The organism is Sphingobacterium sp. xlx-130 (assembly GCF_011007405.1).
GTDB lineage: Bacteria > Bacteroidota > Bacteroidia > Sphingobacteriales > Sphingobacteriaceae > Sphingobacterium > Sphingobacterium luzhongxinii.
In genome coordinates this window covers 263,148-276,290 of the sequence record NZ_WFKN01000006.1, presented here as the reverse complement: position 1 = coordinate 276,290, position 13,143 = coordinate 263,148, and the positions used below count along the sequence as shown (strand labels likewise).

The following is a 13,143-nucleotide window of genomic DNA, read 5'->3' as shown; positions in this document are numbered from 1 at the left end:
ATTATAGATTTGAAGTGAGGTAATTGATAGATATAATACATTGGCTGAGCATATGTACTGCATCAGCATAGTTGCTCCTTATGGCTATGGCCTGGTTCATGAGTACCACCCAATCCAGGTAATTCACTTCACCGGCCAGGAACTGCTGTTGCGCCGTGGCTACGATTGCATCTGCATTTTTCAGCTCTGCCTGTTCGTACTGTTTAACAATATCGAGGTTGGTTCTATACGTGATCCACAGTTCTTCATTCCTGCTATTTAGTGCAGCATTTTCGGCTTCTAAACGACCTTTTGCAATATTTTCCGCAACACGCGAAGCCTTTATGCGCGCTTTTTGCGCCTGCGCAAAGACAGGAATATTTATTCCCACCTGCACAGAATGGAACCTTTTAGATCGGTCATAATATTTATCATCGGGACCGACACCATAAAAACTGTTATTACTATATCCCAGCATGAGATCTGGCAGAAGTTTTGACTTTTCCGCTTTGGTCTGGGCACGCGCAATCACCTCCTGTTGTTTCAATACCTGCAGTGATGGATTTTCCGTTATGGAATCCGTAAAGAGGACAGGAGTAGCCATGACTTCTACCGGTTGAAAGTGCTTGTCTGTATTCAATAAAAATCTGAAACGGACACCCATCACATGAAGTTCCTGATGCACCTGTTGCAACTGCATTGCTATGGCTGCTTTTTGACTTTCCGCCATTGCCTTTTCCAGTACATTGCTCTCGCCCTTCTGTAAACGTAGTTTTGTCTTTTCGTAGAATCCACTGTACAGACTGTCTGCTTCGATCAATAATGCAGCTTTCTTTTTCCAATAAAGGATAGAATAGAAAGTCTGCGAGACCGCTTTTTTCAGCTCATATAACTTAAGTGACACCTGCAACAGACTCTGTCTGTATTCTTCTGTCAGCACCCTGTTCTGGCTCTTGTAAACAGACGGAAAAGCAAAGCTTTGCGAAAGACCGAAGCGCATATCATTATAAACACTGTTTATCTGACCAAAATCAGCAGCAACGGCTGTCAGTGGTATTGCTGTGCCCGATTTTACCAACGCCTTGTTATATTCAGATACCGTTTTTTCATTTTTTATCTGATGATTATTCGCTACAGCAATATGGATAGCCTCATCCAATGTGATCGGCACCTGGGCCTGTGCCGTCATGATAAATAGCAAGCCGACAAATACTACAGCGAGCGGTCTTTTTTTTACTTTAAAGCCTTTTTCAAAAAGTATATATAACAAAGGCAGGACAAACAGCGTAAGCAGCGTCGCTATCAATAATCCACCGATTACAACGGTCGCCAATGGACGTTGTACTTCAGCCCCTGCTCCATTGCTCAACGCCATCGGCAAAAAGCCCAATGATGCGACACTTGCTGTCATCAGGATGGGGCGCAGCCGAACCCTGGTTCCATGAACTACGATGCTGCAAATATTATTTGCCCCCGTACTTTTAAGCCGCTTGAACTCCGAAATGAGTACAATTCCATTCAATACTGCCACGCCGAATAGCGCAATAAAGCCGACACCTGCGCTGATACTAAAAGGCATACCACGGGCAGCCAATAGCAGTACGCCACCGATAATAGACAAGGGGATGGCCGTATAAATCAGGAGGCTTTCCTTGACCGATCCGAAAGCAAAGAAAAGCAGTATAAATATCAGGGCCAATGCTAAAGGTACGGCGATCATCAATCGTGCCTTAGCCTGGTTCAGGTTCTCAAAAGAGCCTCCATAGGTAATGTAATAACCTGCTGGAAGCGCTATCTGGGTATTTATTTTTTGCTGCAGTTCTTCCACAATACCCTGTACATCCCGTCCCTTTACATTAAATCCGACGATAGTGCGCCGTTGTGCATTCTCACGCTGTATCTGGTTCGGACCATCTTTGATCTGCACGTCAGCTAGCTGCGATAGCGGTAACTGGGTTCCCTTAGGAGTGGCTATTAGCAAGCGCTTTATATCTTCCAAGCGGTCGCGGTTCTCTGCATCCAGACGGACCACAAGGTCAAAGCGCTTTTCCCCTTCATACACCACTCCGCTACTTTGTCCCGCAAATGCAGTGTTCACGATATTGTTTATATCGGCAATAGACAAGTGATATTGAGCGATAAGCGGCCTATTATACGTTATGACCACCTGCGGCATACCTGTAGTGGGTTCAATGTAGAGGTTTTCTGCTCCCTGCACCGTATTTACCACTTTCCCTACCAGTGTTGCTGTCTTCGCCAGAGTATCAAGGTTTTCGCCATATATTTTCAAGACCACATCCTGTCTGGCGCCCGTCATCAGTTCATTAAACCGCATTTGTACGGGGTATTGAAAACCTGCAGTAATACCGGGAATCTCTTGCAAAGCCAAACTCATTTTTTCCGCTAGTTCGGGAAATGTCTTTGCGGATATCCATTCCTTTTTGTCTTTAAGAATGACCATCATATCGCTGGCCTCCATAGGCATAGGATCGGTAGGTACTTCGCCACTACCGATTTTGGTAACCACCTTGATGACCTCTGGAAATCTTGTTTTCAAAAGGTGTGCTGCTTTCTGTGTATGTTCGATGGTTGTGTTCAGGTTACTTCCGGTAAGCACACGAGTATCGACTGCAAAATCCCCTTCTTCCAGAGACGGGATAAATTCACCACCAAGACGAGAAAGCGTAAAAATTGCTATAACGAAAAGTACTACAACCGATGATAGGATAAGTTTTGGCCACCGCAATGCGCGTATCAACGTTTTTTGATAAACGGCTTCCAGGACCGCCATCATCTGGTCCGAATAATTCCTTTTTGTGCTACCTTTTCTGTTCAATATCCACGCACTCATCATCGGAATATAGGTAAGTGACAATAAAAAGGCGCCTAGTAGAGCGAAAGCAACGGTTTGTGCCATGGGCTTGAACATCTTGCCCTCTATACCTTGGAGAGACAGAATAGGTAGATACACGATCAGGATGATGATCTGTCCGAAAACTGCGCTATTCATCATTTTGCCAGCCGCAGTCGTGACAGTTCCATTCATTTGTTCCTTAGAGATGCCGTTGAGTTGTCTGAACTGTCTATTATGCATCATTTGGTGCATCACAGCTTCTACAATAATTACTGCACCGTCTATGATCAGCCCAAAATCCAGTGCCCCCAGACTCATCAGATTGCCGCTTACCCCGAATAAGTTCATCATACAAATAGCGAACAGCATAGCTAGCGGAATAACCGAAGCCACTAACAGACCTGCCCGTATATTGCCCAGAAATATGACCAGGACAAATACGACAATAAGTGCACCCTCCAAAAGGTTTTTCTCTACGGTTCCGATCGCATTGTTTACCATCTTCGTGCGGTCGAGGAACGGCTCGATTACCACCCCCTCTGGCAAGGTTTTCTGTATCTGCGCGATACGCTCTTTTACATTTTTTATAACCTGACTGCTGTTTTCACCTTTTAGCATCATGACTACAGCACCAGCTACTTCACCTTCATCATTGTAGCAGACTGCGCCATATCGGGTGGCAAATCCCATTTTCACATCCGCGACATCGCGCAGAAAAAGGGGAGGTTGGTCCGGCTTGTTGATGATGGCAATGTTCTGGATATCTTCGATAGTGCCGATGAGCCCTTCACTTCGGATGTACAGAACTGTAGGGCCTTTCTCGATATAAGCACCTCCAGTGTTCTGATTGTTGGCCTCCAGGGAGTTAAAGACATCTTTGATGCTGATGCTCTGCGCATGCAGTTTATCGGCATTTACCGCTATTTCATATTGTTTCAATTTGCCGCCGAAACTGCTTACTTCAGCGACGCCCTTCACGCCCAACAGTTGGCGTCGTACGATCCAGTCCTGAATGGTACGCAATTCGGTGATGTCATATTTTTTTTCAAAGCCTTTTTCCGGACGTACCACATATTGATATATTTCGCCTAGTCCCGTTGAGATAGGGCCCAATACCGGGGTACCTATTCCTTTTGGAATTTCTCCCTGTACCTGTTGCAGTCGCTCCGCTACTTGTTGTCTTGCCCAATATATATCTATACCATCATCAAATACAATAGTTACCAGCGAAAGTCCGAAACGTGAAAAGCTACGGATCTCCTTAAGACCGGAGATATTACTGGTCGCCTGCTCAATAGGAAAAGTCACCAGTCTTTCAATATCTGTGGCTCCAAATGAAGGGGCGATAGTGATGACCTGAACCTGATTATTCGTGATATCAGGGACAGCGTCGATCGGTAGTCGGGTAGTTTGATAAACCCCTACGACGATCAGGGCTAGTACCATTAACCCTACCACGAGCTTATTCCTCACGGAAAACTCAATTATTCTGTTCAACATAAATTTTTCTGAAACTCGTTAACAATAAAACTTTACGCACAGCAGGACATCAGTGTAAGAAATTAACTACGGAACCATAAGAAACATCCGGGTACCCTTAAATAAGATTACGCTAGCGTATAGTACAGTAATGCCGTTAGTTCAAGACGAAATCGATATGTCCTGCAAAAAGGAAATATTAACAGCTTTTTGGGGGTTGCCAGATTGAACGGTGAAAATTGAAAGAATAAGCTGCTACGTCGTATAGAATAGGTTTCTCCTCTTGATTATATAAAGGAGGAGCAGCTTGGAAAAAAATATACGAAGGGGGGATCGCAACGGAGATTACTGCAGCATGCGAAATCACCTTAAAAGGCAATTGCATGTCCCGCTCATAATCGGCATCACGCGGATTGCCCTGCATGTAGTGCATATCCAAAAAAGCCGAAATTGAAATCGAGGGATCTTCTGCGCGGTGCTCCATAAAATGCTCGATCAGTATAGGGAGCTTCCACACCTCCTTGAAAGGAGTGAAAGTGGTCAGATATACTGATAAAAACAATATGGTTACCATTTTTCTCACTATGTAAATATAGTGAGAAATTTAATTATGTTTAATTGAATGTGTAATTTGAAATTGTTAAAAATAAACTTAATAACTACTTTCTGAGCCAAAGAGATATAGGGACCACAATGGAGTCATAAAAAGCCGTATATTAACATCCTATACCTTTCAAATTATATCTCGGCACAGTGTTATGAAACGTAAAAAGAATACCGTATTAGAGCCGTTAGCAATTGTGCTTGTCAAGTCCAAGTCCAAATACACAGCCATTTATAGTTTTGTAACAAAAACGGCTACTTCATATAAAGATCAGAAGCAGCCGTTTATATTTTCTAAAAAAGTTTTAACCTTGATTTTTAACCCGACTAGTCTGGTAGACTAACCTTACCTATAAACGCATAGTCATCAATAGTTTTTAGCGCTTCCGAAATTGAGTAGCCAAGCTGATATGTGGCATTGAGCTTCTTTGAAAGGTGTTTTAACTCAGCTTCCTTTACTTTTTCAAAGATCCAAATAGGATCCAAGGGGTTGGAGTCTTGTTTTGTAATAATTGCAGTATACCCATGGTTCTGAGCATCCAAAAGCCTTTGCTTTGTAATGTTTTCTAATCCCATATAGCCTAATGTACAAAAAATACCCTTAATGGGCAACTTGTTAACCGATTTTATCCCGATTCCGATTAACTTCTATATCTGACATCTACAAATCCGATGCTATTCCAATTCGTTTTTATTATTCAATACACTTTTCATTATATTTATAAATTTTAATGCATTACAGTCATTATTGGGTAAGACAAATTACATGTACAGGTTCGAAACATAAGATCGTATGGTTTGTTGTTCATTCTAAAGCAGCATATGAAATACCCATTTGGCATAAAACCGCACATACCTATTGAGACAGTAGCAGAGAAATCATGAAATAAAAGCAAAGCATTCATGAGTTCTGTGGAGAAGTTAATAAATACACGAATAAATATCATCGTATGAAAGAGGTTATTGTTGAACTACGGAACGTTAATAAAATATACAAGACAGGTGATACAAAGATTACGGCTCTGGCTTCTACCGATATTCGGTTTGAGACCAACAGCTTGACCCTAATAATGGGCCCTTCCGGAAGTGGAAAAACCACCTTACTTTCAATATTAGGTTGTGTTATTTATCCTACTGAGGGCGAGGTGTATTACAAAAATCAAAATATTACAAACTTTAAAGAAAGAGAACTTGCCAAAATCAGGCTTCAAGAAATAGGATTTGTGTTTCAACACTTCAATTTGATAGAGCCACTTACCGCCTTGGAGAATGTTATGCAACCCTTACTCTTACAAGGATTGGCACTACCTGTAGTTAGACAAAAGGCCAAAGAAGCATTGGTAAACATCGGTCTCGGAGATCGTTTAGAGAACCTACCTAAGAAACTTAGCGGAGGCCAGAAACAACGAGTAGCCATAACGAGAGCGTTGGTAACAAACCCTTCTATGATCCTTTGCGACGAGCCCACGGCATCACTAGACGCCAAAAGTGCCGAAGTCATTATGCGTAAACTACAGGAATTAGCCACTGCTGGCAAAGCAGTAGTCATTGTGACCCATGATCTGCGGTTACGGAAATTTGCCGACAGAGTTGTATACGTCGAAGAAGGGGTGGTATCTAATACACTTAAAAATGAAGAAGATTATAAATAACTCTGCCCTGGTATGCTTATACCTGGGATTTTCCATTTTACAGTCCTGTAGTTCATCAAAAAAAGAATCACAGGATGATAAACGAGCGCAAACCATACTCAATGAAGTTACCGAGACCAGAGCTATTGGAAAGGTCACCTCAGTTCAAGGAGATGTACTGATATCAAGTCCATCCGCAGGAATTATTAAAGAAATATTTGTTCAAGAGGGCGACTCCGTGCATGCAGGTCAAACACTGATCACTTTGAAGTACGATAATACGGATCTCGAGCTCGAGCAAACCAGAGCACAGTTACAGCAACTACAATCTAACGAAAAAGTGACTCTTGAAAACATAAAGAATGCGGAGATCAAGCTTCGTGAACTGGAGGGAAAATACCAGACTTCCAAAAGACTGTTTTCCCAAAACGCGGAAACACGAGAGAATCTAGAAGGTGACTTATCCAATTGGCAACAACAAAGGTCCAATCTGCAGGGCCTTTATCAACAGTTAGAAGTCCATCGCGCCCAAGAAAAAGAACAACGCATAAAAATTGAAAAGGCAGATAGGCGCTTACATGATCTGCAAATCAAAGCCGCCGTTTCGGGCACCATCAGTGATTTTCCGGCACGTATCGGGCAAAGTATCAGCAGTACCGAAAAATTAGGTACCATTATTCAAATCGAAAATCCGATAATACAAGCCGAAGTCGATGAGTTGTTCGCTAATGATATTCGAGTCGGACAACACGTAGAAATATTCCCTGTAGGTAGATTAGATAAAGTTTCTAGCGGTAAAATATTTTACATCAGTCCGATACTATCCAACAAGTCCATATTGTACGAAACGGCTAACGAAGCCGTGGACCGCAGGGTACGTCAGGTTAAAATAGAGATTACCGGACCCAACAATCTGGTTATCAACAGCAAGGTAGACTGCATAATAAAGATTAAGTAATGTTAAGAATAGCCTTCAAATTCATCAAATTTGACAAAGCCAAAAGCATTGGTGTGATTACAGCTATTGTGATCAGCATTTTCTTGATTGGTCAACAGCTTAGTTTACTGATTTTTTTAATGGGGTTAATGGGCAACCTTATCGGCAACGCTCCTGTAAAAGACAATCAGCTTTGGATCATCGAAGGACAGAGTAAGAATATTAATATCGTAAATAGCATAGACCAAAGGTTGGTATACCAGATCGGCAGTCTTCCTGATGTCAAAGCCGCTTACCCGGTTGTACTCGCTTCCGCTCGTGTTTCCTTCTTAGACGGCAAGACTGCTACCGTTACCTTGGTAGGCGCCGACGCAACTCAGTTTATCATGGGACCCGTTCCCGAAAAAATAGTCGAAGGCAACCTCAGTTCGTTGACAAATCCGAATACACTTTCGGCAGAGATTTATAGTGCAAAAAGCTGGGATACCCAACTGTCTCTTGACAAAGCCGTAGAAATCAACGGAAAGGCCGCTCGTATTGGACTATTGACAAAAAATGCCCAGGCATTTGGCGCCAGTCTGATGTATACCAGTCTAGAAAATGTCCGGACACTTGGCAACGTATCGCCCTACGAGGTGAGTGTGATAATCGTTGATCTAAAGCCCACCACTGACAAGGAGCAGGCTATATCCGCTATACACAGATTGTTTCCGCACTTGAGAGCCTGGGATGCACGTGCACTCCAGAAGTCCACCGTAAAAGAGATTTTGATCACATCCAACATGGGCATGAGTTTTGGTACCCTTGTGATCTTTGCCATCGTAAGCGGATTTTTTATTATAGGGCTCACATTGTACTCCTCCGCATTGGACCGTCTCAAAGATTACGGCACATTAAAAGCCATTGGAGCAACAAGCAGCTACGTTAACAAGTTAATCATTATGCAAGCATTTCTTTATGCACTCTTCGGATACGCTATCGCTATGCTATTTCTATTTGGATTTAAGCTGGGCGTTAAAAATGCAGGGTTAATCATAGATTTGTCCATTACCTTCTGCCTATTTTTATTAGCTGTTACTTTATTCATCTCTATCGGTGGCTCTCTATTTGCGGTGCGTAAAATTTCCAAACTTGAACCTGCTTCAGTATTTTAACATGACTCGACTATTACACCTATATTTATTACTGGCGCCATTCTTAACTTTTGGTCAAAGTTTAACGATCCAAGATCTTTGGAACCAATCGGATAAGGACTTAGTTGTGCAGCAGCGCAACCTACAGAAAAAAGTAAAGCAAGAGGAGTTGAACGAACTGAAGACCAATCGGATTCCAGTATTTTATATAGATGCCAACTTGCAGCGTAACCTTATTATTCCCACTACACCTGTGCCGGCAATAGCCTTTGATCCATCCGCAAAGGACGGCGCAGTCGTCCCTCTAAAATTTGCAACAAAATGGTCTTCCAAAGCCGGAGTACAGTTGGAATGGGTTATATTTGATCCTAAGCAAAACCTTGAATATCAACAGAAAGATCTCGCCATACAAAAGGCAAACTTAAATATAGAAGCTTACAAGCAAGAATGGAAGGAGAAAGCTACCTTGGCCTATGCCGCTGTTGTATTAGCGACCAAACAGTATATCGTTGCCCAACAGGATTCTATTCAGTACGATAATATACTCAAGATTTCCAAAATACGTTACGAGGAAGGGCGGGAAACCGACATCAATTACCGGGGTGCACAACAGGAGTTCGAACGTAAACGCATACAACTGGGCGAAGCATGGGCTGTCTTGCTCGACGCCGATCTTGAACTCAGGAAATACATTGACCTAGACAGCATCCCTTATCTGAGCTCCAGCATAGCCGATATGATAGCACTTCTTGAGGCTTATCAAAGCCAAAATTACAACCTATCCACCTTGCAGGTTGATTTAAAAGATTATACATTACAACAGAAAGCGATAAAGAGGCAACTATACCCCGCATTAAAAATAAATGCATACTTTGGCGAACAGTATTTCAGCAATGAGTTTCGTTTGGATAGAGGCTCAGAGTGGTATGGCAACAGCTACGTGAATCTGACGATGCGGATCCCTTTATCTTCTTTTTTTACGGCCAAACCCACATTAAACAAGATTTTGTGGCAAGCAAATGCCACAGGGCTAAATATTCAGCAGGAGCAAAAAGTTGATCATATTCGATTACAGCAAAAACAGGCCAAAATTAATGCAGCTAAACAAAAGCTCGATCGCTTAAATGTCATCGTAGACCTGACGCAATCATCTAAGCAGTCCCAACAGGCGTTGTACAACGAAGGCCGTGCCTTATTATCCGACCTGAATCAATCGATTATTCAAGTACACCAAGCGCAGCGCGCAGTATGGCAGCAATCTTTTGAGCTTATCAAATTAATGATGGAGTAAGTTGCCGTTACTCCATCATGCTTACCAATAGGTCGTTTTTTTTTCTACTTCTTAGAAGGGGGCATTTTCATTTCTTTTGGTTTCATCATCTGATGGATTGCACCGGTATGGTCGAGATACTGGTCCGCTTTCAGCTGCACGACTTTCTTATCTTTCATCACCACCTCCCCGTTGGGGCGTATCCAAACATCGCCAACTTTGGTTTCTTTGGTCAATTGCATCGATTTACCATCTTTCATCTCCATTATTTTTCCATCTTTCCAGCACCAATGTTGCATACTGTGTTCCTTTTGCATGTGGTGTTTCTCCTTGTTGTGTTCCTTTTTTTGTTCTTGAGCCGAAGCACTAAATCCGATCCAGGAAATCAATGCTACTGATAAAACTAACTTTTTCATGTTTTAAAACACTATTAAACCCTAAGGATGAATTCCTTAGGACTGTAATAACAAGCCGTGAACCATAAAGTTTTCATAATAGAACGCTTTTTTCTAGCATCTGTTAGTACTTGCCGTGGCATAGGTCACGGGGCAGTCCGGCCATTTGTTTTGTCTTCCTAATACGTCTTATCGATTCAGTAAAAGCGATTCCAAGACCAGAGAGCTCGAAATTCAGCCTTATAGAGTCAAAGAGGAAGGATAAAGTAATCTTTCTATTAAGGAGAAACCTTAGTTTTTATAGTTTAAATGAGAAATTCACCGTGATCGAAACCGTACTTTCGAGCTTAAGATAGTTCCAAAAAGCCAGTTGGTTATTGCTATGAGACTTTAATATAAGCTTATTGGGAGGGGAGGCAGGATCTCGAGTGCAGGGTACGTTTCATTTTTAATCGAAAAATCATCATTCCTGCTGTAGGAAATCTATTATTTTAATGTTTATATTTGACCCTCCACAAACTTTGGGTTTTAAGTCGTGTTTTTTTACCCCAGGTTTTGTACGGTGAATACAATTATGAAACCCAATGATCATCAAGAACGGTTGTTACTTTTAGCGTTGAATGCTGGAAGTGAGAGTGCTTTAGATTATTTTTTTTATAAATTTTATCCATTATTGTTTCTTTTTGCCAAAAGACTGATGAACGATGAAGCTGCTTCTGATGAAATAGTTCAAGATGTATTTGTAAAGCTGTGGCAGGGCAAACATAGTTTCCAAACTGTCGCATCTTTAAAAGCATTCCTATATATATCGACAAAAAATGGTTGTTTAAATTATATAAAGAAAAGCCAGAATAGAGAAAAATATGAAGAGTACTATGTCAAATTAAGTGAGGGTGACGAACAGCCCGTTCTGAACCAGATTATTCGCTCCGAAGTCTGGTCAAACCTTTCATGCGCCATAGATAAACTACCAGATCAATGCGGCAAAATTATTAGAATGTTGTTTGAGGAAGACCTGAAGCCTAAAGAAATCGCCGAGAAGTTAAATCTAAACATCAGCACCGTAAATAGTCAAAAAGCGAGAGGGCTTAGCTTGTTAAAAAAGAGCTTATCGAAAAACGACTTTGACCTTTTGCTTATCATCCTTATTGCAAATCAAGCCGTAAATTTATAAGTCTCCATATTATTATTTCGAATCTATCATCCTATAGCACCAAATTTTTAAAAAAAAAGTGATTTTGGTTTGGACAAAAGTCCGATCATAGTTGTTTTTAGAGTAAAAGCCCCGATCTGCAACCGTAAATGAACTTGTATCGGGCTAGACCTAAATGTTAAAAATGGAAAGAAAAGATATTAAACAAGCATATTTTGTAAGCGAGTTGATTGTCGGCTACTTATGTGAAAGTTTAAGCGAAGAGCAATCTCAATCACTTGATGCTTGGTTAAATGAATCCCCAAGTAACAGACGGGTTTTTGAAGAATTAACCAATCCTGAGTTTTTTCAATCGTATAGAGAAGCGTTTAAGTCGGTAGATACACTTGTTGCACATCAAAAGTTTAAAGAAAAGTTAATATTAGAGGCCAATGTCGTAAACACAGAAGAAAATAAAAAAGAAGATGTAACGGTGTTAATGGCGATTAGGTATAAATTCCAAGCTTGGTTACAATTACCGCAAATGCGTTTGGCAGCAATACTGTGCGTTCTTTTTATTGGGTTAGGATTCTATTTTATAAGTAAACACAGCATACCTAGTGTCGATAATTTGTTGGTTAATTCTACTCCGGTAAAATCTGTATCGGATTTAAATTCGGGCGTACCGTTACTAACTCTAGAAGATGGAAGTGTGGTTGAATTGAGTCGTGATCACGAAGGTTTAGCAATTGATTCTGGAATGATCACTTATAGTGATGGAACAGCTATTGCAATGTCTTCACAGGGGACAGAAAGGAAGCTTGTGTTGTCGATTCCCCGAGGTGCAAAGTATCAAGTGTTGCTCGCTGACGGAACCAAAGTCTGGCTAAATTCAGAATCAACGCTGACGTATCCAAGTTCGTTCAAAGGGTATGAAAGGCGGGTAATGTTGGAAGGAGAAGCCTATTTTGAAGTCGCACCTTTAGCCCTTACCAAAGATGGACAGGCAAAAGGTCGCAAGCAATTTATCGTTGAAACGAAGGGACAAGAGACTGTCGTATTGGGAACACATTTTAATATTAAAGCCTATCCTAGCTATAATAGTACGCAGACTACATTACTAGAGGGATCAGTACGCTTAAAGGTTATTGAAGAAGGAAAAGGGACACCGGAAAATCCTGTTGAAATAAGACCTGGACAGCAAGCGACATTGCTTTGTGGGCGTATAACAGTGAAAGAAGTAGAAGTAGCTACCGCCGTATCATGGCGGGATGGTATCTTACATTTTGATAACGAAAGCGTGGAGCAGGTGCTAGATCAGATAAAACGACGTTACGACGTCGAGATAGAATATCAAGGGGAGAGACCGACAAAACGGATCAGTGGTTTTACGTCTAAAGACGGGGGACTAGATGAAACACTATCTGTAATTGAAAAAGCTAGTGCGGTCAAATTTAAAGTCGAGGGAAGGAGGGTCATCGTGATGAAGTAAGAAAGAAAAAAGCCACCCCTAAAAAGAGATGGCTAAGTCTATCAAAAAGCTAACTAATTAACTTTGATGTGCTTTCTCACGGCAAATGGTCGGCACATCATACATTTCAAGACCTAACAAAAATAAGGAAATTGCTGGTAATTCAAATGCACTGGCAGTCTGTTTATTTCTGTTGCAATACTAATTTATGAATATTCTTTATACACAAAGACGGGGTGTCCCAAATTCGTATATAAAA

The 13,143-nt window shown here is 41.4% G+C and carries 10 protein-coding genes; 6 read left to right on the top strand and 4 right to left on the bottom strand.

The window, feature by feature from the left end; genetic code table 11:
* Nucleotide 1 precedes the first annotated feature (1 nt).
* The 3 genes from G7B18_RS12615 to G7B18_RS12605 form a co-directional block, all read right to left on the bottom strand.
* Nucleotides 2-4,333: a CusA/CzcA family heavy metal efflux RND transporter gene (locus G7B18_RS12615; RefSeq protein WP_164122845.1), complete on the bottom strand. Its 4,332-nt coding sequence runs from the start codon at nt 4,331-4,333 to the stop codon at nt 2-4.
* 178 nt (nt 4,334-4,511) lie between these two features.
* Nucleotides 4,512-4,874: a hypothetical protein gene (locus G7B18_RS12610; protein ID WP_164126475.1), complete on the bottom strand. Its 363-nt coding sequence runs from the start codon at nt 4,872-4,874 to the stop codon at nt 4,512-4,514.
* A gap of 368 nt (nt 4,875-5,242) precedes the next feature.
* Nucleotides 5,243-5,491, bottom strand: a complete 249-nt coding sequence (locus G7B18_RS12605) for a hypothetical protein (protein WP_164112163.1) — start codon at nt 5,489-5,491, stop codon at nt 5,243-5,245.
* 374 nt (nt 5,492-5,865) lie between these two features.
* Here G7B18_RS12605 and G7B18_RS12600 point away from each other — a divergent pair, with 374 nt between their 5' ends.
* From G7B18_RS12600 to G7B18_RS12585, 4 genes are read left to right on the top strand one after another with little or no spacing between them, the layout of a single operon-like run.
* A complete protein-coding gene (locus G7B18_RS12600) occupies nt 5,866-6,567 on the top strand; it encodes an ABC transporter ATP-binding protein (RefSeq protein WP_164112164.1) in 702 nt (233 codons plus the stop codon).
* Nucleotides 6,548-7,504 carry an HlyD family secretion protein gene (locus tag G7B18_RS12595; RefSeq protein ID WP_164122841.1) on the top strand — a complete coding sequence of 319 codons (957 nt, stop codon included), beginning with the start codon at nt 6,548-6,550 and terminating at the stop codon, nt 7,502-7,504. Before G7B18_RS12600 ends, G7B18_RS12595 begins: the two co-directional genes overlap by 20 nt.
* Nucleotides 7,504-8,637, top strand: coding sequence for an ABC transporter permease (locus G7B18_RS12590; RefSeq protein WP_164112166.1), 1,134 nt, complete (start codon nt 7,504-7,506; stop codon nt 8,635-8,637). The genes G7B18_RS12595 and G7B18_RS12590 overlap by 1 nt, the downstream gene beginning before the upstream one ends.
* Nucleotide 8,638: 1 nt before the next feature.
* Nucleotides 8,639-9,907, top strand: a complete 1,269-nt coding sequence (locus tag G7B18_RS12585; RefSeq protein ID WP_164122839.1) for a TolC family protein — start codon at nt 8,639-8,641, stop codon at nt 9,905-9,907.
* A 44-nt stretch (nt 9,908-9,951) separates the two neighbouring features.
* Here the strand turns inward: G7B18_RS12585 and G7B18_RS12580 are convergent, their stop codons facing one another.
* Entirely contained in the window at nt 9,952-10,302 is a 351-nt protein-coding gene (locus G7B18_RS12580; protein ID WP_164112168.1) for a DUF6799 domain-containing protein, read from the bottom strand.
* A gap of 553 nt (nt 10,303-10,855) precedes the next feature.
* Between G7B18_RS12580 and G7B18_RS12575 the strand changes: the two genes are divergently transcribed.
* The gene (locus tag G7B18_RS12575) at nt 10,856-11,455 is read left to right on the top strand and encodes an RNA polymerase sigma-70 factor (protein ID WP_164122837.1); all 600 of its coding nucleotides are present in this window, start codon (nt 10,856-10,858) and stop codon (nt 11,453-11,455) included.
* A gap of 163 nt (nt 11,456-11,618) precedes the next feature.
* Nucleotides 11,619-12,905, top strand: a complete 1,287-nt coding sequence (locus G7B18_RS12570) for a FecR family protein (protein ID WP_164122835.1) — start codon at nt 11,619-11,621, stop codon at nt 12,903-12,905.
* Nucleotides 12,906-13,143 lie beyond the last annotated feature (238 nt).

What these genes read in the sequence shown, in the direction of transcription:
- G7B18_RS12615 (WP_164122845.1), bottom strand. Translation starts at nt 4,333, where the DNA reads ATGTTGAACAGAATAATTGAGTTTTCCGTGAGGAATAAGCTCGTGGTA.
- G7B18_RS12605 (WP_164112163.1), bottom strand. Translation starts at nt 5,491, where the DNA reads ATGGGATTAGAAAACATTACAAAGCAAAGGCTTTTGGATGCTCAGAAC.
- G7B18_RS12600 (WP_164112164.1), top strand. Translation starts at nt 5,866, where the DNA reads ATGAAAGAGGTTATTGTTGAACTACGGAACGTTAATAAAATATACAAG.
- G7B18_RS12595 (WP_164122841.1), top strand. Translation starts at nt 6,548, where the DNA reads ATGAAGAAGATTATAAATAACTCTGCCCTGGTATGCTTATACCTGGGA.
- G7B18_RS12590 (WP_164112166.1), top strand. Translation starts at nt 7,504, where the DNA reads ATGTTAAGAATAGCCTTCAAATTCATCAAATTTGACAAAGCCAAAAGC.
- G7B18_RS12585 (WP_164122839.1), top strand. Translation starts at nt 8,639, where the DNA reads ATGACTCGACTATTACACCTATATTTATTACTGGCGCCATTCTTAACT.
- G7B18_RS12580 (WP_164112168.1), bottom strand. Translation starts at nt 10,302, where the DNA reads ATGAAAAAGTTAGTTTTATCAGTAGCATTGATTTCCTGGATCGGATTT.
- G7B18_RS12575 (WP_164122837.1), top strand. Translation starts at nt 10,856, where the DNA reads ATGAAACCCAATGATCATCAAGAACGGTTGTTACTTTTAGCGTTGAAT.
- G7B18_RS12570 (WP_164122835.1), top strand. Translation starts at nt 11,619, where the DNA reads ATGGAAAGAAAAGATATTAAACAAGCATATTTTGTAAGCGAGTTGATT.